18 protein-coding genes are annotated in these 23,629 nt (G+C 35.1%); 12 read left to right on the plus strand and 6 right to left on the minus strand.

Going from position 1 to position 23,629, the window contains the following annotated elements:
* Positions 1–623: hypothetical protein (locus A37Q_RS16375; RefSeq protein ID WP_035405056.1), on the minus strand; the 623-nt coding region annotated here is incomplete at its 3' end.
* 32 nt (positions 624–655) lie between these two features.
* On the minus strand, positions 656–1,423 hold the full coding sequence (locus A37Q_RS0108330; protein ID WP_018299817.1) for a hypothetical protein: 768 nt from the start codon (positions 1,421–1,423) through the stop codon (positions 656–658).
* A gap of 246 nt (positions 1,424–1,669) precedes the next feature.
* Between A37Q_RS0108330 and A37Q_RS0108335 the strand changes: the two genes are divergently transcribed.
* From A37Q_RS0108335 to A37Q_RS0108385, 11 genes are all read left to right on the plus strand, one after another.
* Positions 1,670–3,475 (plus strand): hypothetical protein, encoded by a 1,806-nt coding sequence (locus tag A37Q_RS0108335; protein ID WP_018299818.1) that lies wholly within the window; start codon positions 1,670–1,672, stop codon positions 3,473–3,475.
* Positions 3,476–3,655: 180 nt separating this feature from the next.
* The gene (locus A37Q_RS0108340) at positions 3,656–4,213 is read left to right on the plus strand and encodes a hypothetical protein (RefSeq protein WP_018299819.1); all 558 of its coding nucleotides are present in this window, start codon (positions 3,656–3,658) and stop codon (positions 4,211–4,213) included.
* A 68-nt stretch (positions 4,214–4,281) separates the two neighbouring features.
* On the plus strand, positions 4,282–4,776 hold the full coding sequence (locus tag A37Q_RS0108345; protein WP_018299820.1) for a hypothetical protein: 495 nt from the start codon (positions 4,282–4,284) through the stop codon (positions 4,774–4,776).
* A gap of 19 nt (positions 4,777–4,795) precedes the next feature.
* Entirely contained in the window at positions 4,796–5,314 is a 519-nt protein-coding gene (locus A37Q_RS0108350; RefSeq protein ID WP_018299821.1) for a DotD/TraH family lipoprotein, read from the plus strand.
* A 3-nt stretch (positions 5,315–5,317) separates the two neighbouring features.
* Complete coding sequence (locus A37Q_RS0108355; protein ID WP_018299822.1) at positions 5,318–6,079, plus strand: type IV secretory system conjugative DNA transfer family protein; 762 nt, start codon at positions 5,318–5,320, stop codon at positions 6,077–6,079.
* A gap of 2 nt (positions 6,080–6,081) precedes the next feature.
* Entirely contained in the window at positions 6,082–7,203 is a 1,122-nt protein-coding gene (locus A37Q_RS0108360) for a type IV pilus twitching motility protein PilT (protein ID WP_018299823.1), read from the plus strand.
* Between the two features lie 8 nt (positions 7,204–7,211).
* Positions 7,212–7,472, plus strand: coding sequence for an IcmT/TraK family protein (gene icmT, locus A37Q_RS15050; RefSeq protein WP_018299824.1), 261 nt, complete (start codon positions 7,212–7,214; stop codon positions 7,470–7,472).
* Positions 7,465–9,813 (plus strand): type IV secretory system conjugative DNA transfer family protein, encoded by a 2,349-nt coding sequence (locus tag A37Q_RS15055; RefSeq protein WP_018299825.1) that lies wholly within the window; start codon positions 7,465–7,467, stop codon positions 9,811–9,813. The genes icmT and A37Q_RS15055 overlap by 8 nt, the downstream gene beginning before the upstream one ends.
* Positions 9,800–10,072, plus strand: a complete 273-nt coding sequence (locus A37Q_RS0108375; protein ID WP_018299826.1) for a hypothetical protein — start codon at positions 9,800–9,802, stop codon at positions 10,070–10,072. The genes A37Q_RS15055 and A37Q_RS0108375 overlap by 14 nt, the downstream gene beginning before the upstream one ends.
* Before the next feature lie 4 nt (positions 10,073–10,076).
* Complete coding sequence (locus A37Q_RS0108380; RefSeq protein WP_018299827.1) at positions 10,077–11,165, plus strand: secretion/conjugation apparatus DotM-related subunit; 1,089 nt, start codon at positions 10,077–10,079, stop codon at positions 11,163–11,165.
* Entirely contained in the window at positions 11,152–11,724 is a 573-nt protein-coding gene (locus tag A37Q_RS0108385) for a hypothetical protein (RefSeq protein WP_018299828.1), read from the plus strand. Before A37Q_RS0108380 ends, A37Q_RS0108385 begins: the two co-directional genes overlap by 14 nt.
* Before the next feature lie 97 nt (positions 11,725–11,821).
* Here the strand turns inward: A37Q_RS0108385 and A37Q_RS0108390 are convergent, their stop codons facing one another.
* A complete protein-coding gene (locus tag A37Q_RS0108390; protein ID WP_018299829.1) occupies positions 11,822–12,931 on the minus strand; it encodes a hypothetical protein in 1,110 nt (369 codons plus the stop codon).
* Positions 12,932–13,441: 510 nt separating this feature from the next.
* Here A37Q_RS0108390 and A37Q_RS0108395 point away from each other — a divergent pair.
* Entirely contained in the window at positions 13,442–15,076 is a 1,635-nt protein-coding gene (locus A37Q_RS0108395) for an AAA family ATPase (RefSeq protein WP_018299830.1), read from the plus strand.
* Here A37Q_RS0108395 and A37Q_RS0108400 read toward each other — a convergent pair whose 3' ends face one another.
* From A37Q_RS0108400 to A37Q_RS0108410, 3 genes are all read right to left on the minus strand, one after another.
* Positions 15,077–15,580, minus strand: a complete 504-nt coding sequence (locus tag A37Q_RS0108400) for a hypothetical protein (RefSeq protein ID WP_026196600.1) — start codon at positions 15,578–15,580, stop codon at positions 15,077–15,079.
* A gap of 11 nt (positions 15,581–15,591) precedes the next feature.
* Positions 15,592–16,623, minus strand: coding sequence for a hypothetical protein (locus tag A37Q_RS0108405; RefSeq protein ID WP_018299832.1), 1,032 nt, complete (start codon positions 16,621–16,623; stop codon positions 15,592–15,594).
* A 239-nt stretch (positions 16,624–16,862) separates the two neighbouring features.
* Positions 16,863–23,411 (minus strand): hypothetical protein, encoded by a 6,549-nt coding sequence (locus A37Q_RS0108410; protein ID WP_018299833.1) that lies wholly within the window; start codon positions 23,409–23,411, stop codon positions 16,863–16,865.
* Between the last annotated feature and the right edge of the window lie 218 nt (positions 23,412–23,629).

The following is a 23,629-nucleotide window of genomic DNA, read 5'->3' on the forward strand; positions in this document are numbered from 1 at the left end:
GCATTTTTGGCGGCATCATCAGCAACTGTTTTAGTTTTATCGCTCAGCTCTTTGGCTTGTTGGGCGGTGCTTTGAGCTTTATCGGCAGCGGTTTTAATGTCATTAATTTGGGATTTAGCCTCACTCGCATTTTTGGCGGCATCATCAGCGATTGTTTTAGTTTTATCGCTCAGCTCTTTGGCTTGTTGCGCCGCAGTTTGCGCACTAATAGCAGTAGATTTAACAAGTGATATTTCAGTATTAGCCTTAGATGCAAGCTCTTTGGCTGCATTTGCATTTGTATTTGCATTTGTAACTTCATCTTTAATGCCATTAGCAATGTTTTTTGCATCTGTTGCGTTGGTATTTGCTGCTTTTGCTATAGTCTGTGCATTACTTGCTAGGGCTTGGACCTCATCTATTTTGCTATTATATTGAGACACTCTTGTTGAAAGTGTGCTTATATTCGCCGCTGTTTGAGCGCTAAATGAGTTTATTAGTGCTGGCCAATCATTAAGCGCCCTGACAACATCACCAAGGGTTCGTTCCTTATTAACGTCAATGGGCTTCAGTTCTATTGCATAAGAAGTGGTAATTAGAGCAAATAATGGGGTTGCTATCAATAGGGCATAATTTAGTTTCATATATTCATCCTTCTCGTTTTCGTGTAAATGTATTATAAAAATTGGTATCCAATGCCAATAGAGAGATTAAACATATTGGGCACGTAGCTGGCATTAGAATAGGGTGACCAAATATTGTGACCAAGGCCATAAATGTATTGTATTTCTGTGTTGAGGGTGAAAGCGTTACTCAACTGATATTTATACTCCAGTGAAAAAAATGGCCGAACATTAATGCGATGCTTTGTATCTAAAGTGCTCGGGATATCACTTATTTCTTGCTTGGGAGAGAATGTTGAGAAAACTACTGAAGGGCCAGCTGAAAATAGAAAATCACTATGAATACTATAGACAGGCAGGTGTATAGTGGTATAAAAGTTAATTCCGGAAAATGACATATCACTTTGACCGTTTGGGTCGGGAGCGCCCATATGAGGGTCATAGGATAAGCCTGAGCTGTTTTTGAAAGTATTCCAGTAGCTAATGGCAATAGAAAAATATGTCAATGGTCTTATTTCAAACTTCATTGAAAAATAAGGGGAGTATTTGGGAGTTGGATTGAAAATATCATAGTACCCCCCATCTGCATTCAAAGGGGCAGTTTGACTATTATTTGGAAATTGTTTATATGAGACTCCACCATATAATGTCAACGAAAATAAATGGATTTTTGCACAAGAAGGGCTTTTTTGGCTTTGTGCTAAAATGAACCTATCTTGTATCCGTGTGATCAAATTTTCATTTAACTTACTGGCATAACTTACTGTTAGTAAGGATGAAAATAAGAATAAGAGGGCGGTTAAAAAAAATGGTTTGATCATTGTTATGTAAGTAAATCATATTAGAGGCATGTTAATTAGTCATGCATTTAACCTAAGTTCTTGTTTTACTGTCCACTGAAGGAAGTATGAATCGTCAAAATGATGGCATTAAAGAGGATAAGTTGCATTGCTGTGAATTGCTTTGTAGGTTGATATTGACGTTGCAAGCATATTATCAATAGTGGGTAATATGCTACTAGCAATTAGCACCACGTAAATTTTGAAAGAAAGGGATCATATATAAACATGAGTATGAATGAGCAGTCAGCCTATAAAAAACAACATAAAGAAAAGCAGTCAGAGATATCATATTTTGATGTGACAACTAAAAAATTAACCTTGGAGGAAGGCGCTCGTGAAATAGAAAGAGCGATTATATACCTAAAAAGGTATTTACAGACTCCCATTAAACGGGATTTTCCTTATATAGGTGAGGGAATTATTCAAAAAGCCAATGAGTTAGAGGATGTTGTTAAGCGTTTATACATTGAGAATGGCTTAGATAGTGCCGATAATTACTTGAAAATATATAAAGAAAAGATAATCGACCTACAGCATTCAGATACTGATAACCCCGTAACAATCCTTCACAGTATTTTGCAGCCTATTACTGAATTGAAACGAGATTTTCATTTGTTGAGATATCTATCAAAGGGAAGTCGTGTTTTTGAGGGAATATCCAAAAAAAGTCATATTGAGTTGCCTTTTGAGTTTGTAAGAGAAATTATTGAGCACATGATTGATGACAAAACGATTCAGAGGGATTTGTTTTTAGAAATTGATCAACCCCAAGACAGTAGCACCTTGTTCCGCCAAAACCTAAAGAATGCTTTCCATGGGATTTTGGAGAAAGTGAAGCCAAAAGATGACCTTAGAGCCTGTTTAGTCATCACTTCAGATATAATTGATTGTTTTCTAAATACTTGTGAGGGTAATAAAGGGAAGCTGCAGATTGAATCGCTATGTAAGGAAGTTAAAACAGAGAAGAAAGATACATATATTGATCATATTCTTGCCACTTGCCAAAGCTTTTCAAAGAATACTCAGGACAAAGAGCTAACTAAGAAGCTAGGTGGTAAAGAGATAACGACTGAAAACTTAATGGATTATATTAATGCTGAGGATGAACTGAAAAATGCTGATAATAGGGTTGAACCTAAGCGTAAGAAGAAAAAAAAGCCAAAATCAAAGTATAAAGTTGCAGAGGAGGTATACTCAAGCCTACCGACTTTAAATGCGGATAAAGATATAGATAAAAAATTGAATGAAGGTCATTCTCCCCTGTCCCATCTAGAGAGCAAGCAGGTAGTAGAAACTACAGTTACTGCATTGCCGGAGAGAATTTTCACTCAAGTGGATATGGAGTTTCAGGGTAATCAGAATGTTTCAAATGTCGTACTCAATGATGTTCAGATGGATGCGAGTAAGAATGTCGGATTGATGGTGGAGGATAAGAAAGAGCTTGAATCTGCAACAGTTATTCCAGTAGAGAACAAAATAGATACTAAAAAAGATTATTCTGATAATGAGAACTGCCTAATCAATAATGTATCTATGGAGGTTGAGATGAAAAAAAACTTACCTTTGAATGCTGAACCTTATATACCTAAAGAGAAAAAAGTTTATTTAAATATCGATCAGTCTGCAGGAGCGATACTAAACCTTTTTCTGTCTGTTAAATACAATAGAAATTTTCCTGAGAAGGCGTTTTTAAATGATACTTATATTTTAATTAAACAAGCGCTGAGCGATAGAACGGGTGGAGTGAGTAAACTATTAGATGTATATGAGAATATGAAAAAGCAACATGACGATATGGGAACATCAACCAATACAATAGAGCTGGTTAAGCAGAAAATAATAAAACTAGCTTATGAATATCATATGTTATATCAGTCTGATGGTGATGGTCATGCTATAAGCCATATTGAAGGAGAAAACAAGGACACTTTTAGTGGCGCTCAACACCATATCAAGAAACCCTCTTCAAATAGTCACTTCCACAACCAAGCGGTTAGTAGTCAAGGGTACTTAAACTTTAAATTTAACTAAACCATGTGCAATGCTTTAAGATTGTGACTTGTGAAAAGTCAGTTTCACAGCTGTGCAAATAGGTTTGATGCGCTCGACGTTTTGTCGGAATAGCTCAGGGGGTGTTGATTAGATATTCGATGAACGATAGGGTGCTAATCAGTTATTTGATTTTAAGTATGACTGAGCTTGTAGTAGCGCATGAACACCATCGATTATATAGCAAATATTTTAAAAATATTCGCAGGAGACAACAGGAATATAGGTGTTTATTCGCTATTGCAGTATTTGGCGGTGGTTATTGGTATGGTGCTGCTATTTATTGCAATGACTAGACTTACCAAGCATGGTAAAACACAGCAGATGTTTCGTTATTATGCCCCATCAACAACCATTTTTATGTTTTTCTCAGGGATTATGTTTTTATCTATGGGGAACTTCATACAAATGGTCAGTAATACCCTGTTTTATAATCTTCATGATTATATGAATCCGACTAATCGAATTGCTGAATATGTTAAAGAAGTTATCCATCTAAAAGATGCAGAGCTTGATATAGCTCAGCGATATTTAATATTTTCATTACTATCTATTGTAGGTTTTATCTCAATTTTAAGAGGGATGTTCCTTTTGATTACAAGTTCTGAAGGGCAACATCAAGGTGGGGTTTCCCATATTATAAGCCATATTGTAGCGGGGATCGTTGGAATGAATGCGGGATTTTTATGGGGAATTGTACAAAGCATTGGTTCATCTTGATTTTGGAAAAATATCAAGAATATTAGTTGTTAATACATTGTGAAATGAAAAACCATAAGGAAAGAGAAATGAAAAAGAATGAGTCGGTACAGAGTATAAGTATTATTGAAGGCAAAACTTGCAAGCGATCAAAGTCTCTATATGCTGTATACAAAAGATTTGCCATGGGGGTGCTGTTTTTTTGTTTAAGTATTGGTCTTTGTTATGCTGATGTTGACCCTGATCCTACACCGACAGATCCCAAAGCATTCTATGACTGGGCTTTGCATTTATTGTCTGTTTTCGGGCAGATAAAAAGTTTCCTTCAGGTGATTGCTTTGCTGTTAGGGATGTTTTTTGTATTCAGTGCATTAAATCATTTTAGGACGCACCATTCTAATCAGGGAGCGCAAGGTACACATCTCAAACATGGGTGTGGACATTTGGTGATAGGAATTTTTCTAATGTGTATTATTCCAGGGATTCAAATGTTGCAACAATCCATAACGAAAGATCTTGGTGATGGAAAGTATATGAAATTTACAGCTAAGACAGACTTTAAAGATACTAAAGAAACATCATAACAAGCGAAAGATACATATGATGAATCTTATAAACAAAAAAACAATATTACTACAAATGATTACTATAGGGATGATACTTTCGGGTTGTTCTTCAGCGCCTAAAAAGTCAACGCCAGAGCGTAAAGAAAGTGTTGAGTATATTAATCATATTGTGCTTGATGAGTTGAAAGCTTCAAGTGAATCGGTTCAGGGTTCATTGAAAGCACTCAACCAAGTGATGCTTGCGCGTTATGGAAACCCAAATATTCCTTTTCAAAATATTGATGATAAGAGGTTGAATCAAATTTTATCGCTATCATTTTATGGTCCTATCGAAGAGGTGGTTAAAAAAGTTGCAAAAGCAACAGGGTATAAAATGCAAATTTTTGGGAAAAAGCCACCTTTTTCTATTATTGTGATTTTGGGGAATTTAAATAAGCCTATTCATGATAGTGCAATCAATATACTAAGAAATATTGCTATCCAATCTGCTAAGCAGGCAACGCTTGAAATAAACCCTAGAGCCAATGTGATTAGTATTAGATATGTGGAGTTTTAAACGATGATCGCTGTTGATCTTCATACTTTATCACACCTCACGAATAAAACAGAACAAGTGAAATATAATGACGCTCAGATGACGCTTCGCCAAAAGATGATTATGGAAGTGGCTTTGGAGCTTGGTGTGCAAGGAGGGCTATATTTTGCCCAGGAGAAGATAAATAAAACCCTAAATAAGTTATCTTCAATACTGTATCAAACTTATAATTTTAATGCTTTAATGCTACCTAATCATGTAATGCCGCCTATTATTGCAACGGGGTACAATGGTGTTAGTGTATCTCATGACCAGCGTATCATTCAAACAAATGGGCAAGTATACCATATTGTCAAACAGGCGCATTTTGTTGCGAATGTTCCAACTTGGAGAGATTATCTTATTCGTGACTTTAAGCCGCCAACCTTACCCAAAAAAGCACTACTTCCAGGAAATGAAGATGAAGAAATGTTGTGGAAAATAACATTACAAGAAGCGTGGCAAAGTGGGATTGGACAAGCGCTGGATATTTTTAAACAGCAAAGTTATAAGCTCAAGCGTGATTTTGTAGGCATGATTACCTACTATCAGCTATTAGAGAATAATATGATTTTAACACCATACCTTGAGCGAAAATCTACGCCAGTTAAGAGTGATAGTGCAAACTTAGTGATTGACCATCAAAACGTTGCGATAGATAAGCTGCCTATGTTTCAAGGGGACCCTTCAAACTGGCGAGCGGTTATTGGTGAGAAAAGAGTTTCAGTCAAAGAAGGTAATGTTTGAAAATGTTTAGATTAATTAATAACGAGCCTGCCTATTTCTTAAAATCAACCTATTTAACTCTACTGGAAAAGTCAGTCGCTTTAAACTTAAGTGACATCACCTTTCAGACAAACTGTCCCATATTTGGAACCTTGCATGGTGAGCAGCATATTTTGACTGACAGGGAGTTGACTACAAATGAAGTGGAAGATTTAATCAATATCCTGTATGGAAGTAATGCCTATGCCAAAGTGCTAAGCGATGGCGATATTGATTTTAGCTACACTTTGAACGTGACAGAGCAAAAGTTACGATTTCGTGTTAATGCAAGCTTGATGAGTGAATATGGACATTTAGGTGTGCAAGTATCTATTCGCATACTAGGGAGTACGCCACCAACCTTAGAAAATTTAAAAACACCAAGAGCAATTAAACAACTGTCATATGTGAGAGAAGGAATAGTGCTGATTTGTGGGGCTACCGGTTCAGGGAAATCAACTTTACTGGCGTCAATGATTTTGGCAAGAGCGGAGGCGAAAGGGAGAGGTGAAAAAATTCTAACTTATGAAGCACCCATTGAATACATTTTACCAATGTATAGCAAAAATTCTCTTATTTCTCAGTCTGAGATTCCTCGCTGTATGCCAAGTTTTGCCCATGCTGTAAGAAATGCGCTTCGCAGAACGCCAACGGCCATAATGGTGGGGGAGTCTCGTGATAGAGAAACGATAGAGTCTGTTATTGAGGCCGCTCTTACGGGTCACTGTGTATATACAACATTACATAGTGAATCAGTTCAACATGCACTTAAAAGATTGTTAATGGTATTTCCAGAGGAAGATAAGAGACGTATTGCCTATGACTTTTTCAGCACAGTTAAAGCAATAGTTTGGCAAAGCTTAGTTCCAAGTGTGGATGGTGAGCGGATTGCCTTGAGAGAGTATATTGTTGTTGATGGAGAGTTAAAAGGGGAGCTACTTTTGTCGCTAGATAGTAAAAAGATAGATGATTTAATTTATCAGAGGATGGAAGAAGCTCAAAGTACTCTGTCACATCAAGGAAAATGGTTGTTAGATCAAGAGTTAATTACAGAGGAAGTTTATCAATCATATGTGCTATCAAAATTTGATCAATTTAAAAAGTAGAGAGAAATATGTATAACGATCACATTGCACATTGGAGAGATTCAGGTAGAAAAGCAAAATTTTTCATGATTGAAGCACAGGTGTTTTTCCCAATGGTATTAACAGTATTTCATTTTCGAACGTGGACAATCTCACTTAGCGTTTTGACGGCTATCTTACTATTTGTTTTGAGTCGCTATAACGTTACCTTTTGGGTGCTACTTATTAATTTACGTGAGTGGACTTTTGGCCGAGAAAAATATGTCGATATAGTAGAAGTAGATGAGTAGAATTAAAGGCTTAAGAGGCTTAACCAGAAATCAAGAAAGTAGACCTGCTGAGAGTATTCGTGATACACGCGCTTTGATCTATTTGGTATATGACTTAGCGTCTTCACGCTGGGGTAGTATATTTCTTATAATCCTTTGCTTATTCTGTCTTACTTTTTTGCCTTTGGTTACGGATATATTTCTCTTATTGATGTTAGTTATTTTTTGGAATGCCTTTTTTTATACACCAAAACTGCCCTTTCGTTTGCCCAGAGGAGTCAACTATCCAGATTTATCTAATAGTACTATAAGAGAAAAAAAATATATTAAGCCATCGGGTATTTACTTTTTTGGCAATGAGGTGGTAACCAATAAAGAGTTGTGGTTTAGTGATGAAGACATGCGAACGCACGCTTTGATACTTGGCTCTACTGGCTCAGGAAAAACGCAAACTCTCCTTTCACTTTCATTTAATGCATTAGTTCAAGGATCAGGATTTATTTATGTTGATGGAAAGGGAGATAATTCATTATACGCTCAAATATACTCTATGGCCAAATATATGGGACGTGAGGATGATCTTCTGGTGATTAACTATATGACTGGTGCTGAAGATATTATTGGACCTCAAAAAGACAAGATATCAAATACTCTAAACCCTTTTGCAATAGGTTCATCGAGTATGTTATCACAGCTTGTTGTTAGTATGATGTCTTCTTCTAGCGCAGGATCTGGCGATGGAGATATGTGGAAGGGGAGAGCGATTTCATTTGTTGAAGCATTGATGCGATTATTGGTTTATTTGCGTGATCAAGGATATTTATTACTTGAGGCAAACCTGATTCGTCGATACTTTGTGCTCGATGCGGTCGAAGACTTATTATACAGTGACAAGGTTATGGTTGATAATGGCGAGACGGTGCAGTTGAGTGAGAAGCTTCCTGTTGATGTTGTTGATCCGATGCATAACTACCTAGCAACCTTGCCGGGTTATCAGAAAAAAAATGTAGGCAAACAATCGGATAAAACTTATGAGCAGCATGGCTATATTACCATGCAGTTAACACGAATATTTGGCTCATTAGCTGATGTATATGCGCATATCATGCGAACAAACCTTGCAGATGTTGATTTTAGTGACGTTGTATTAAATAGACGTATTTTAGTTGTATTATTACCTGCATTAGAAAAATCTCCAGATGAATTATCTAATTTAGGAAAACTGATTATTGCATCGTTAAAAGCAATGCTTGCAGCAGGGTTAGGGTCAAAAGTACAAGGAACGTATAAAGATGTCATAGAAGCAAAACCCTCAAACTCTGATACCCCGTTTCTATGTATTCTTGATGAGTATGGATATTATGCTGTGGAGGGGTTTGCTGTTGTTCCAGCACAAGCGAGATCTTTAGGTTTTTCAGTAGTGTTTGCAGGCCAAGACATTCCGGCATTTCAAAAAGCCTCTAAAGAGGAGGCAGCTTCGATATTTGCGAATACGAATATTAAGCTTTGTATGAAACTTGAAGATCCAACAGAGACTTGGGATTTTTTTAACAAAACGGCAGGGGAGGCTTATGTGTCAACTGTTAGGTCTTATAACATGGGGCAAGATGGAAAATCATTTGGTTATCAAGATAGTAAAGAAGCAGGCATTGAAAAAAGGGCAAGAATTGATCTGATGGATCTTAAAGATCAGCTTCCAGGTGAAGCGCATGTATTTTTTAAGTCTAATATCGTTCGGATGAAATCTTTTTATACTGCGGTCAAAAAAACAAAAACAATTGGTTTAAATCATTTGCTAAAAGTTGAACCGCTAAGTCATGCTTTTATTAAAGCGATGCAGTTAAATCAGAAAAATAGCGTGTCTCCTTCTGCAAAACAGAGAAATTATAACTTTACTTCTAGATTATTACAGAGCTGGGTTGATCAAGAACAAAGCGATAAGGTGTTGGCAAAAAAAGACAAACGACAAACTAAACAGAATCCACAAAGTGCTGAAGAACATAGCATCTCAAATAGCGCCAATTTGATGAGTGATAAGTCAGATAGTGGCAACAGTTTGGGTGTGCTTTTTAGTTCGATCATGTTTGATGATTACGCAAATAGTGATTACTTTGATATTGGTTGCACAACAATGAATCAACAGCTTGTGAATCAAGATAGTTTGATAAGCTTGCTACACAAATATGGCATTATGAAAAACATCAATAAACATGACAGAGAAAACGACATCAGCAATAAAATGAATCGATTAAAAAAACTCTCTGAACATTACCTGAAAAATTTTGAGCCCGAATCTTTACAATCAGCGATGGAAGCATATCAACAATTAAGTGATGAAGGAGAGCATGATGGAAATAGTTGATTTGATCGATATTTTAGCAAACTTAGCTGAATTTAATTTTGTGGAAAAAGGGGTATCGAAAAATTTTAAGGAAGTGAAGGAAAAAGAGAAGCTATTGAGACATTTTACTCATTTAGCCAATAAACATTATAGTTATATTTTTGGAAAGGGCATGGAGGATAATAATAGCGCATTAAGCTTGCTGTTTATCTATGACGCTTTACTGGAATCTCAAGAAGATGCAGTGATTAATGTTGATCAGTGTTTAGTGGAGGCTTAGAGAAATGAGTGGAACTTCTGATCGTGACAATGATGGAATGGGACCTGCTTATGTTGTAGGAACACTCGTTTTAGCCGCATTGTTACTATACTGGGCTTTACATGACTATGTTGTGTGGTTCTGGTTTATGGTAAAAAAGCTGGAACTATTATTTATTATGTTATGGCATCCCCATTTTGAAATGTTAATGAACTGGTGTAATCATGTTTTAACAGCAAATGTCACTCTAGAGCATTTACAGTATCTTGCATATAATATATCAGATGCGCTCATTCCATGGGCATGGGGATTGGGTATAATTGTTATTTTATTATTGTACTTTTTCCACCCGTCACAGAAATTTCAGAGAAGTTTTTCTATGTATAAGTTAGCATACTTAATGTGTTGCCATTTTACAAAGGTATACTTTCCATCGAACAGGAAGCAGGAAAAAGCAGCTATATCCGCAGATGCCAGATCACCCTATGATTACCTTCAGCATTATAAAGTGTTGGAAAGCGGCCAACTCAATGAATCAACGCTATATTATCAGCTTTCCAAAGATTTAGGTGCTCCATGGTCTAAAGTTAAGGTGACAAATATTATTGTTTATGGTCTCTTTGCTGCTTTTTCGGCTTGTATTATCAATCAACGTAAAGTGGCGGATATGCTTTTAAGTGAGTTGACACAATATTTTGGAGATAGTCATACTCATCAAAACGGGTTTAAACAATTTCTCAGAGGGAGGCGAATCGCAAAAAATATAGAGATGATAGTGGCTGAAGTGAGTATGAAGCCAGTTATCCAGAAGTTGATAGGACAACATTTTTATGCTAGTACACTTTTGTGTGAACTTTTAAATCATGCAAGGAAAAGCGGAATTATGCCAAGTGCTAGTTTCCTTTGGCTCAAAAAAATAGATCGGTCTTTATGGTATGCATTAAATAGTGTCGGCAGAAAAACTTATTTTAGTGAGGGTGCTGCCATTGTTGCTCATTGGAATGCTGAGCGATCTTTAGGAGATCAAATACAATATCCACTGGTATGTAATGTGATTACGGCATTTAAGATGGAATATAGATTGCATGGGAGTAGAAAAGATGAAGCATTGTAGTAGCTCTTTAAACATCCGCGCTGTGTTTGATAATTGGTATGGCTTTCAAGATAGATTAAAACATCCCGCATATAAAAAGGTGAAAGAGACATTATTTCAAGAAAAAGGTTATTGCTATTTCTGTCAGCACCCTACTACACAGATGAAAGAGAGATTAGAGGTGATCAATTTAGATCAGAATTATCACAACAATAAAAAAGAGAATTTAGCCTTAGGCTGCCATTTTTGCAGCTATGTGCAACACCTAAACCCACTGGCAGAAGAATCTCTACAGGATCAATATTTTATTTATTTGCCAGCTAAGTCACAGCAAGAGCTGAGTTATTTATATCATGATTGGCAGCAAATGATTAAAAGAAAAGAAAGTATCCTTGAGATTAAAGAAGCGCTTTTAGAGCTTGCTTCGCTATCTGATCAATTGCATGAGGTGTTGGGCTTTTCTATCACATTTAAAGATGGACTGGCTTTATTTATGAGCTCTTATAGAGACAATACGGTTATGTCAGATATTAGATGGGTGCCCGGATTTGAGCTTTTATCTTACTTTGGAGTGAAGTAGATCAGTTAAATTAATTGTCCTTAAGTTTATGGTTATTGGTTGATCTCTAAAATATTATACCTTGAAGATTTTCAAGAAATTATAGCACCTTAGTTTTTTAAGGTTTAATGCCAGTTGAGGGGGCAGAAGAGGACTCTTGAAGCTTTTTATAAAATAATTCATTTGGCTCAATAGAGCTTGGTTTGGTGTTGCTCTGTTGCATAATTTTTCCAGATAAAGCATCTACTTTTTCTTGAACTGTTTCTATCCACTTGTTATTTGAAATTATGTCATCTTTAACACCTGACTGCCCTACATTTAATGATCTGGATCTAAAGCGCAAACATATTTTATCGTCTTTATCCAGCTCTACAGTAAACCCTCTATAGAATTTTCTATTTAGTTCATATTCACCATGATCGTTATGTCCTACACCTAAATAGGACTTAAGCATTACATCGTGCCCATTTGTTTGATGTCGATATCCGTTTTTCCCTGTTCGAAAACCCTCTAATGTTTCACTTTGTTTAGTATCATACACATCAAAGTACATAGCGGATCGTGGTAAAATAGGGAGCTCTTGAGATTTGAAATCTTCAAAGCTGCTTAACATTTCAAGTTTTTTATGTTCATCTACCCGATATACTCTATCTATTGGCATATCTGAAATTGCTTTATTTTCCTCTCCTGTAAACTCATACTCAATCGCAATGCCAATAAAATCATCGCCTGTGATTTTGGTAGGGTACTCTTCACCACTAACACTCCCATCCTCCTTTGGTTTCTTGCCTCTTGGCAGTGCATAATATGTAGATAGCAGCTTTCCTGTCTGCTCATTGTGGCGATTAAAAGTTTTCATAAGGTATATGCCTTCAACATCAGTACATTCATTATTTAGTTTTACAATGCCAGTAAATACAGCTTTAGCTCGTGAATACAGAGAAATTTTTTCAGCCATGTTCCTTAAATTAGCATATTCACTATCTTTAAGAAAAGCATTATGAAAATAGGATGTAAGCGTTGAAATTTCCTTATTGTCACTGTTCGTAAGCTTAGCTTTAAATTGGTTATCAAATTGCCCAAAATAGTCAAAACGGTCGCTTGTCGTTATGAGTTCAAGCTCATTAATGACTTTATTGAGTATATTATTTGCTTCTTTACTAATAGGATGGTTTTTTGCAAATTTATTAAAGCTTTCAAGTAGTAGCTTACTATACTGTCTTAACATGTTTTTCCTCATTTTTTTATATTATTAAATGGTGGTTACTTATCTTGTATTTATCTGTTAATTTAGGCCGTTTATTCAATGGTTTAATTAGTATTCGCTACTGTTGATCTTATGTATCATTCCTAACTGATTTTTATTAGTTGTGCTGAATTTCAATAGTGCTTAGCTACGATTTTAAGCCCTTTATTTATCAAACTAAAGAGGCTTGGCAGGGGTTTAGACATAATGACGAATATGTTGAATGTGTCTTGTATCTGAAGAATTGCTTAATTTAATATAGCGCTGAGTATCATAGGTTTTAAACACGGGTAGGGGGGGTGAATGAATATGAAATTAATAAGGTATTTGTTGGGAATGAAGGAGGTTTTCTTAGTCAAAAGTCGTTGTTTAAAACAATATATTTAATGCTTAGAAATAATTGGGTTTTTGAAGATTTCCCCAACTATGTTTTAAGAAAAAACTAAACGCTTAACCAACTGAAGAGTTGCAAATTAACATAGGAGAAACTAAATGGCAACATGGCAAAGAGCAAGTGATTGGAAAGATATGAGTACATTACCCAGCTCAGAGTGGCAGTATAAAAATAGGATTAAGAAATTTGATGAAACTGCGAAGGTAATCCCAAAAGCTCAATACTATGTGGATGATAAAAAGAGCCAGACTGTAGATGTTTATAAAATACAAAAAAATAATCAGACAATAGGCATTGCAGAAATGAATAATTTTTATTTTATATTTGATATGAATAAATGCATGACGAATCAAGATGACCGGGCTCTAGATATGTCAACAATTAAAGGCTGGGAATTAATAGCACACGGAAGTAGGAGTGATGTTTTTCTTAGGGATGACCCTTTTACACCGCCAAGTGGGGATTGGGACGTGCACTTTGGGGGACCTTATGGCGCTATTGCTATTACTTCTAACAGTTCAATGAGAGATGGCAATAGATATCAGGCATTTGGGTCATGGACACGTAAAAATGATAAAAATGAGCATAAAATATACTCTAAAAAAGATTCAAAGGTATTACCTGTTGACCATGTATATAGTGAATCACTATATAAATATGGGGATAAGGATAAGAAGGAGGCGCCTAAGAACTTTACTCGAAAAGGCAGCGCTAATCAGTTGCAAAAGATAGTTTCAGGAACAAATGGTTATAAAGATAAACTGATGGATATCCATTTGAGTACATTTGATAAAGACTTTGATATTATCTATAGCAATATCCAAAATAAGGATATGGGCGCTATATACACAAGAGATAAGTATCATGGAGAAGTTCAGTTAAGTGATTGTTTGAAAGACATTGCAAAACTGAAACTTGAGAGAAATGTAGGGATGATGGCTTGTCGTGGGACTTATAAAGATCGTAAAATGTATTGGTGGTCTCCGCATAATGAGGGTCCTCAAATGAGTGATCTCTTGCAAGGAAAAGAAAACTCAGCGACATACAATGAGCATGTCATTAATTCGGGGAGCAAAGGGGACTACAGCGAACAAGACAGCAATACCTCTTTATTGTTTGGCGCATTTGTCCGGGAAGATAAAGCACTTTTTGAAAGACTATGTAAAGAGGGAGAGGTTGATTTTAATCATAAGCTTAATGGGAGAAATATTAGGGAGTTAGCGGTTGAAAAAAATAAAATAGAGTTTATTGATGTATTAGATCGTTATAATCGATTAATAGAAGATAGAACTTTGAATAAAAAGAATGATAAAGATCAGCCTGTTAAAAACTGTTTTGGTGATGAGAACTTAGAAGAGTTAATGAAAAAAGCAGAAAAACTTAAATTGAGACTTAACGACTACGAAATTGAATATAACGAACTTAAATATAACGAACCATCTAGCCAAGATAAAATCAAGGAGCTTCAAGCTATAGAAAAAGAGTTACCTAAAAAGGTCACAATAGACAACTATAAAGAGACCAGTGAGAAGGTTGATAGTTTAAAAACTGGGATAAAGGAAGTGATTATAAAAGAACTACGTAACACCCCTAACCTTAATCACCTAGGAGAATTAGCAAATCGACTGACGCCAGAGATATTTATGAACACATCACCCCAGAAAAAAAGGTTAGTAAATAACGAAAACCTCTTTGATAAGAGTGTAACTTCTGAGTATAAATATTCAAAATAGTTACTCAACCAAAGCACTTTTAAGCTCATTTTGAGCCTTAAGGTAGCTGTCTTCTAGCATTTGAAATAAAGCGATATGACCTTTGGCATGCGAGCATGGAAAGGCATTTTCCATGACCCCAAAAAGATAATAGGTAAATGGTAGCGTTGATCTGATAAGATCGCCTTGTTGATGAATATTCAAGCGATTAAGATTGGCGCTCAAAATATCTGCTAAGCTTTCTGCATCTATATTCACTTCATCCCCTTTGTTATCTGAGCAAAAAAGAGGGACTTTTTGTGTCAGTCTTGCAAAGCTATCAGCTTCAATCAATAATGTTTTGCTATCATGAATGATAGACTTTGCTCGTTCAATGTCGTGTGGATTATCAGAGGAGGCAAGTTTGACATATTCAGCTACAGTTAACTCACTTAAGGGGATAAAGTGAGCACGTTGTGCGTCTGCAAATAAAGAAAGAGGCAGCATGAGAAGCATCAGCCCCCAGATAGATAGTATTTTTTTCATGATGTTTAGTTCTATTGAATAGGTTGTTGGTTATGTGTTTGTGCTTCTTTCGTTAACTCTTTAAGAATATCAATAATTTGTTGATACTCGGTTAAAGTAATAAAGTTAATGGCTGAAGTTGCTGCATAAACAGAGTAGGCATGTTCATCTGATACATCCAGTTGAATAGGCAGAGATTTTAGCAGGTTTTTATAGGTAGTGTAGCTATTTAGGTAGGTTTGCATAAAAGGATTATCTTTTAGTGTTTCTGTTGCTTTTTGATAGCTACATACTTTTTCTGGCGACTCGCTTAAATAAAATTTAGAAAACTCACTGGAATCATGCAAAAATTTAATATTATGTAAATAGCTAATGTTATCAACAAGTTGAGTGAAGCCGCCAATGATACTCCACATTTTCTTGTAAAGATCAGTTTTTCGTGATGCTTCAACAGCTAGTTTACAGTCTTGTAGCGTGAAATTTTTATAATTACTAATCCCTTGAGAAGTCGTGCTGTAAGCAATGTTTGCACCTTCAATTAGTTTTTTAGGAATTGCATAGGCGGTAGCCATAAGGTTGTAATAACGGTATTTTGCAGATTCTAGGTCAACATGATCCATTTTTTCCAAAATATGTAGGAACGTTTTTGTTGTGCTATAGCTCATAGCTTGTGCTGAACCATTCATCATTTCTTTCATTGTCACGTGATATTGATCCAAATCTCTATTGGCCTTTTCAAATTGCATATCTGATAAATGCGTTGATAAATTTTTTGAAATGGTAACCATCTTAAAAGAGTTAACCACATATTCTGGCAGTGCTTGAAATTTTTGCCAAGTTGTGTAATCGCTTGCTGCTGCACTATTGGCCCAATTTTCATGGTCCTCTTTCACTTCTTTTGTTTTGCGGGTGATATTTTCACTACTTTTTTTAATTTGATCTACAAGCTGTTGTACTCTTTCAGCTGGGTCAGTATATTGAGTTTGTACATTACTCTGGGCATAAGCTAAGGGAGTCATCAAAGGCAGCGTAAGTGTTAGTAGTCCCAATTTATAGTATTTCATCATCTATTCCTTATTTCAAAGTTGCAATTGACATGTTGATGTCATGAACGATGATGAGAGAAAGTCATCTTATAAACAATTACATGTGCTTAAATAACGACGCTTTGATGGTATTTTGTTATAGAGTTGCAGCTCTGTGAAATAGAGGTTTCATGAGCTACCACAGATAGTGACTACCTCAAGTTGAAATAGATTGAAGCAAGAGTAGGTAAACTTCGCCAGAAGAAAGAATTGCCAAATTAGTTGTTAGATATGCTGCCCAGATGTCTTTGGTATTGTGTCCCATTGTACTTGAAAATATCCTCATGCTTATTTTCACTTCGTTTTTGATCACCATATGCGTTCTTATCCCAGTTCTTAATGTCCTCTTTCGCCGCCAGATATCGAAAATCGCGTTGACGAGAGCCTATTAAGTCAAGCTCTAAATACTTGATAAGATTGTCATATGTATTCGTAGCCGAAAAAGCTTCTTTAAGCCTTTTCAGACTGCTTGTGCCACCTTTTTTAAAAAAACAGCCTCCTCGATATATCGCTGATATTTGAAATAACTTTTGGGCTGTCCCCTTTATAAATGTGGATAGTTCTTCTGGTGGCTTCTTCATGTAATCATCAATCTCTGTAATCAATTTTTGAAATAGCGTTCCTTTTGCATCATTTCTATCATTTTTCACATGCTCAATAAGCTTTTTGAGTTCGTTTAATGCTTTGTCTTCTTTAGTTAGGTCGCCAATTAAGTTTGTGACGTTACATTCCTTTTTATTTAGTCTTTTAACAAATTGAGTTTCGATATAGATCTTAGTTGTTTTTTCCGTATTACCTGTTAACTTATCTACAACAGTTTTAAGTTTAAAGTTATCAAGTTGAGAAAAAAGAGAAGTTTGTTTATTTTTGTCAGAACAGGAAACTTGAGAGTCTGCCAGTAAGTTATAATAGTTTGTTAAAAAGTGCTCTGACATATTTAATGCAGAAGTCTCAGAGGTTAGATCTTTTGTGATAAGATCTAATTTTAGCGAGGATAATCTATTAATTGCTTTATCTAGTTTATCACTTAAAGTTGTATTGATGTACTTCGCTAAGTTTTTGACCTTCTCTTCTCTTAGGGGATTACAGTATAGGTATGAATTAAGTAAAACCGATATGTTATTACATATCGCACCATGGTATTGATAATTTAGCAGACTCTTAATGTTGTCGTCATTTAAAGAGCTAATTACTCCCTCTAAGATATTATGATCACCACTAAATTTAAAACCATCATGAGCGTTTTGTAACAGGGTTAATAGCGATAGCTTTGAAACATTAAACTCGTCGCTATTTTTACGGAGCCATGTTGCATCAAAGTTTTCAAGGACTTTGTTTTTTGCATCCTTAATTGAAATGTCATTAATATAGGTATATAGAGTCGTAGCATTTTTTAAGATCAGGTCGATGTCTGATTGATTTTGCTCTTTTATGGCAGCAAAAAATAACTCAGAAGCTCTCTTTTTTATACCCGTATCTAGAGACTCTAGAGCATTTACTAAGCTTATCTTTATACTGGAGGAAAGTTTATAAAATGCCTCTTTATCTTTATTTTGTATGAGCGCATCTGAAATAATACATTTTGTTGTGGTTACAGAAATAGGTTGATTCTCATGAGTATAATAAGCTTTTAGGCTATCAAGATTATCTAAAGCTTCTTTATAAGTATTGGCATCATTTTCGTTGCTTAATTCATCTCTCAAATCTTGCAGTTCTTCTAAGAGTGTTGGCTGATCACCTTCTGGTGCTGCCCTATATCTATCCAAAAGATTATTAAGTTGATTTAGAGATAAGTCAGGTAATGTTTTTTCAGTATTATTTTTATCTTTATAGTAGCAATTTTTCTCTGGATGCTCTTCTGTGTAAAGCATAATGCCATTATGGAGTAATATCTTGGCTACATTATTTAAATTTTTATTCTCATATGGGTTTTGAGCCGAAGTGCTTGTCGCTAATGCATGAAGATTTTCAAGAAAAGCTAATAAAGTAACCATGGTAAGACAGGACTGAGAGTCTTTGCCCCAGTTTGTGATAATATTCTCGATAGCCTGCGGGGCATTATTGTATGCGGTGCTATATTTTAGCAGTACTATATAACTATTATCACAAATATCATCAAGAGAAGAGCATGCCTTGAAAAGTTTTATTAAGTCTATAAGTTTAGAGGGATTGCTCTTACAAGCAGGTATCAGTTGTTGAGATATGAGGCCATCTGTTTCATTTTCTTGCAAAAGTAACTTTAGTGTCCTCTCACTATTTTCTGGGTCATGATATATAGCCAGAAAACTATCCTTATTAAGGAGCTTCTGTTGTGTGGCAGTTACAATTGGCTTATATTGGTTAGCAGATTTATTTACATCAGGCAGTTGTCCTATTTGGGAGATAGCTTTCCAAATACTCTCAATAGCTGGCTCATCTATTTCATTCTTCGAATCCTTTGGAAGATCAAGGCTGTTGGCAAAAAACTGTAAATAGAAGTGCACATGACGAATAGATGCGCTATTATCTTTTAGGTCTATTTTTGGGAAAAGGCGCTGTGTTTTTTTCTCTAAATTTGACCAACTGATCCGAGGGCATTGTCCATCTACATATTTATATTGAGATTCATTTTGGCTTAAGAATGCTAAATACTGTTGAAAAGCAGGGTATTGTAAATTTTCTAGTGCATATTTGCTTGTAATAGCCCCTTGTTGAATAAGGCTGAGAAGTGCTTCTAGCTTAATGTTCTTGGGTTCGGCTTCACAATATTTTTGTATTATATTGCTAAGCTGATCTATTTCTCTGTACTCTATAAGTAGGGAGATATTACTAGAGTTGGATAGAAAGTTGCTTGTAGTGTCTTTGCATGCAAGAGAGTTGATATGCTTAACAGCATCCGTTGTAAGATCTTTATTATTGATGTAAGTGTTTATAATACCTTCTGAGAGAGGAATATCATTATTTAGATAGCTTGTAAGTACAGAATAAAGCGGATCTTTGTTACTAAGTTCACTCACATTTATTTCTATATCCTTAGTGAGGGCAATAAGTTGAGATAATTTATTTTTATCAAGTTCCCAAAAAACATCAGATAAGCAATAGTCCTGAATAAATGAACCATTGGTTTCTAGGGCTTTTTCAATACTTTCCCCATTTTCTGTATCTAAAGATGTTTTTAAATAAAACGCAATATCTCTTATTTCTTTTGATACATAGTCATCTTTTAATTTATATGTTGTTTTGAGATAGTCTTTCAGGTTGTTCGTGGTATCTTGTTCTAGATAGTTAGATAATATCTCATTTCGCTTAGTTTTACTTATGGTGAAATTGGGATGCGGTTTCTTAAGGCCATTTAAATCTTTACTGAGTAAAAGTGGGTCAAGTGAATCATATGCCTCCTGTATAAACTTACCAAAGATAACACTTTTATTGAAATAGTCTTCTAAATTAAGGGAAAAGTCATTTGAGTCGTCAAGTTTTTTATAGAGTAGCGTTTGAGCCGTTCTTGTGAGTTTTAAGTAAGCACCCTTTATGGTTTCTTTTTGAGTTGTATTTGTGCTAAAGTTATATAGCTCAACGACTGTTTTAACTGCATCGCTCTTGCAGAGTTCATCAAAGTTATCATAATTACTAGTAACTGCTTTTACTAGTGAGTTTAACGTGTTTGTCTTAAGGTTCTCGTGGAATTTGTCGACATCGTTGCAAGCATTCTTAAATTGTTCTTTATAGTTATAGTGTATTGGTCCTTGACCACGTACTTGCATCAAAGTATGAGATTGTAGATTTCCATTAATAGTTTGTGAAAATTGGATAATCACATTATGTGGGATATGCTCTGGATGATCACGATAAAACTTAAAGTTATCTTCTAGGATGTCTAGTCTGTCATCGTGTATACAAAAAATGTGGACGTGGTTAGGGTTTTGTATCGCAATCTCTTGAGAAAGGTAGTAAGTTAGATTGAGTTTATTCGAAAAAATGGTTTTGTTAATGCTTTTATCTGCAGCTTCATTATCACTATCTTGATCTTTATTTACATAATCTTCATCCCTAAGCTTTAGTGCATCAAAATAGCTGTTATTTTTCTTGTTTCGATATGCATCAGCAAACGACACCTTATTAAAGCTAATTTTTTTGCTATTATCTGGTTCGCGGAATAACTTTGGTAGAATAGGGAGATAGTGTCCATTGTTAAATTCTGAAGAGTTGTATTTATCTAGGGCTTCGGTTTGCCTCATGCTGAAGTTGTAGTATTCTACTTTGTTAATATTAGATTGAGCAAAGTTCTTGTAATGCGCCAGAAGTCTTTGGGTGCTGATTGTTTTTACGTGTTCTGTGTTATGGGCTTTCTCAGCTAGACAACCATCATAGTCAATCCCAAGCGCTATGTTACAATTGGTAAATCGAGCAAGCGATTCTTGTGAGACTTCTTCTCCACAGCTTGTGATAATCTTTTTTATACAAGCCTCTAAAGTATTTTCTGTAGAAATGTCAACATATTCATTATAAAATTGTTTGGCGTAGATAATGCTTAACAGTAAGCTAGTTGGCGTGTAAGGCGAGTTATCACTGTTTGAATCTTTATCGCTCTTTGCAATTTTTCCTGTTATCTCGCAAAATTGTGTAAATTGTGTATCATCAAGCAAATTAAGCATATCATTACTTGGTAGCTGATGTTTATTATCAACAAGCCTAGATAGATTTTTTATGCCCTCAGAGCTTAATTTTTCAAGTTTCGTTATGAGGAAGGATGCCACATCTATAAGTTTCTTATCTAAAAACAATTTTATAATAAGCTGCACTTTATCTCGGTATGTATTGATTGTGCTCTGATCATATTTTGCTAAAAATTGTATTGCCTCTTTACTAACTCTATGTCGAATTAACTCAGAAATATAGTCAAAGTTGTTATTAGTTAAAGAATCTAAACTATCAGAAAAATTGACATATGCTTCTTTTAGATTCTCTATAAAGTTATTGGAATGTACTATCTTTAATAGCTTGTTTTTGTTCTCTGTAGAAAGATTTTTATTATCCAGAATTTTATCATTGCATATCTGAAGAAGTTGCAGATCTTTCTCCACTAGTGCACTATCAGTGGTTTCTAAGCTCTTGATAAGAGGTTCTCTATAGTGGGAGTGAATCCTTTCTTTAAGTGAGCCTTGAAGAGATGTTACATAATCCTTCACCTTGTTATCATTATCAATTTGATTACATATTGTTTCAAAGCTATCTTTTTGTTGATGGGTATTCCAGCTCTGAGTTTTATCTGAAGCTGTGTTGTCATAATCATTAAGGTGTATGGAATAACTAGTGCAAAATTGATTTATAAGATCAGAGTATGTTGGCAAATATTTTACAGGAGCAACAGAGTTGAGACCGATATATTCTGTCTTATTATATGTAATTGTAACCTTATGATGTATAAGATCTAATATTCTTTTGTCTTTTAACCAACTATTGATATAGTCATCAAGTGCAGGAATTTTAGAGATCTCTATTTGACAAGCTTTATTAATGTCAATTCTGGAAAGTTGGCTTATTAAGGCAAGTTGAAATTGTAACATTAAAGGCGCGATGATGCTGTACTGAAGGTTATCTTTGTTGTCTAGAGTAGCTAAAATAGCCAATAATTCTTTAACCGTTGAGCTATCAAAAAAACTATTAATATTCTCAAAAGAGGCTTCTGAAAGGCTTGACAATAAGCCTGTGGTCTCATTGCATATAACTTTAGTTAAATCAATTTTATCGGAAGAATCTGAGGAATAAAGATATGATTTCACTGTACTAATTAATAATTTAGTCGGTTCATGACCTTGTGAGGTAGTAAAGTCATTTGATCTTAATAGATACTTCAAAATAGATGGGTTGGAAAAACCGTAGTTACTCTTTCCAGTAATAGTTTTCACATTATCTTTAGTATTATATCGAATACTCTTCTTTTTTGTTTCTAGTAAATCATTAGCAATATTTGTATTGATATTATTTATCTCTTTGTATGCTGGATTTGATCTATATAGAGATAAGTCATTCAGAAACGCTATAATAGAACCTTGAGTTTTCTGACTTAATTGTGTCAAGTCAACCGTATCTTTTTTATACAACGTATTAAAGAAACAAATCATTTCCAGCATTTGCAGGCGTAACTTAATGTCACTGTCACTTTTATCATTACTGACCATTTCTCTCATGGTCTTGTAATAGGTGTTTTGCTTTAAAAAATCGAGATCTAGATTTTCGTGTAGAAAATCTTGTTGCATAAAGCGTTTCTTGCTGAAGTTGATAATATGCTTAGGGCTTGAATTCTCAGATTTGCTTTTGTTATTTACATAAATATGCTCTTTTTCTTCTTTATGTTCTTTATTGTTGTCAATATAATCTAGATATATCTCATCAATGACGCCTGTGCCAGTGATGAGTTGCTTTTTTTGTCCTAGTTCTTTCTCACTCTCGTATAGTTTGACATCTAATGGAATATGCTCAATCATTAGCGGTCTTTCTTTTGTGATTCTATGTTCGTTAAAGCCATTTAAAACTATTTCTAAAGTGTCGCCAGCTTTTTGATGAGTAAAATGTTGCTGAGCACAATAATGAATTAGCCAGTATAAAACGCCTAAATCGCTGCCACCTTTAAACAGAGTTACTTTATCTGGGTTTGTGATTATATAAGGCTTTTTTGTGCATGTAAGGGAAAGCAGTTTGCTTTGATTGTCCGAGTCAACTAGGTCCCCTTCTATTTTAAAGGTGCCATCATCATTTTTTGATATCTTAATTAGATTATGTGGCATTACGTTCTCCTTATCATGTTTAAATAATCAACTATTCAGGCTTTGCACCATGAGGTCAGCTGGATATCCAGTTGCTTGTGATCTCAATAATTACTGGCTTGTATCAAGCAAATCGGCTGGGACACGCGTTTTTAAAGCTTATCGTTACATGAAGAAAGGGTATGCTAAAGGCTTGTGATGATATTTCGTCAAATTGATGAATTGTATTGAGCTATATA

It is taken from the genome of Fangia hongkongensis FSC776 = DSM 21703 (genome assembly GCF_000379445.1).
Taxonomy (GTDB): Bacteria; Pseudomonadota; Gammaproteobacteria; order Francisellales; family Francisellaceae; genus Fangia; species Fangia hongkongensis.

Excerpts from the sequence above, each read along its gene's own strand:
- A37Q_RS0108330 (WP_018299817.1), bottom strand. The coding sequence starts at position 1,423 with ATGATCAAACCATTTTTTTTAACCGCCCTCTTATTCTTATTTTCATCC.
- A37Q_RS0108335 (WP_018299818.1), top strand. The coding sequence starts at position 1,670 with ATGAGTATGAATGAGCAGTCAGCCTATAAAAAACAACATAAAGAAAAG.
- A37Q_RS0108340 (WP_018299819.1), top strand. The coding sequence starts at position 3,656 with ATGAACACCATCGATTATATAGCAAATATTTTAAAAATATTCGCAGGA.
- A37Q_RS0108345 (WP_018299820.1), top strand. The coding sequence starts at position 4,282 with ATGAAAAAGAATGAGTCGGTACAGAGTATAAGTATTATTGAAGGCAAA.
- A37Q_RS0108350 (WP_018299821.1), top strand. The coding sequence starts at position 4,796 with ATGAATCTTATAAACAAAAAAACAATATTACTACAAATGATTACTATA.
- A37Q_RS0108355 (WP_018299822.1), top strand. The coding sequence starts at position 5,318 with ATGATCGCTGTTGATCTTCATACTTTATCACACCTCACGAATAAAACA.
- A37Q_RS0108360 (WP_018299823.1), top strand. The coding sequence starts at position 6,082 with ATGTTTAGATTAATTAATAACGAGCCTGCCTATTTCTTAAAATCAACC.
- icmT (WP_018299824.1), top strand. The coding sequence starts at position 7,212 with ATGTATAACGATCACATTGCACATTGGAGAGATTCAGGTAGAAAAGCA.
- A37Q_RS15055 (WP_018299825.1), top strand. The coding sequence starts at position 7,465 with ATGAGTAGAATTAAAGGCTTAAGAGGCTTAACCAGAAATCAAGAAAGT.
- A37Q_RS0108375 (WP_018299826.1), top strand. The coding sequence starts at position 9,800 with ATGGAAATAGTTGATTTGATCGATATTTTAGCAAACTTAGCTGAATTT.
- A37Q_RS0108380 (WP_018299827.1), top strand. The coding sequence starts at position 10,077 with ATGAGTGGAACTTCTGATCGTGACAATGATGGAATGGGACCTGCTTAT.
- A37Q_RS0108385 (WP_018299828.1), top strand. The coding sequence starts at position 11,152 with ATGAAGCATTGTAGTAGCTCTTTAAACATCCGCGCTGTGTTTGATAAT.
- A37Q_RS0108390 (WP_018299829.1), bottom strand. The coding sequence starts at position 12,931 with ATGTTAAGACAGTATAGTAAGCTACTACTTGAAAGCTTTAATAAATTT.
- A37Q_RS0108395 (WP_018299830.1), top strand. The coding sequence starts at position 13,442 with ATGGCAACATGGCAAAGAGCAAGTGATTGGAAAGATATGAGTACATTA.
- A37Q_RS0108400 (WP_026196600.1), bottom strand. The coding sequence starts at position 15,580 with ATGAAAAAAATACTATCTATCTGGGGGCTGATGCTTCTCATGCTGCCT.
- A37Q_RS0108405 (WP_018299832.1), bottom strand. The coding sequence starts at position 16,623 with ATGAAATACTATAAATTGGGACTACTAACACTTACGCTGCCTTTGATG.
- A37Q_RS0108410 (WP_018299833.1), bottom strand. The coding sequence starts at position 23,411 with ATGCCACATAATCTAATTAAGATATCAAAAAATGATGATGGCACCTTT.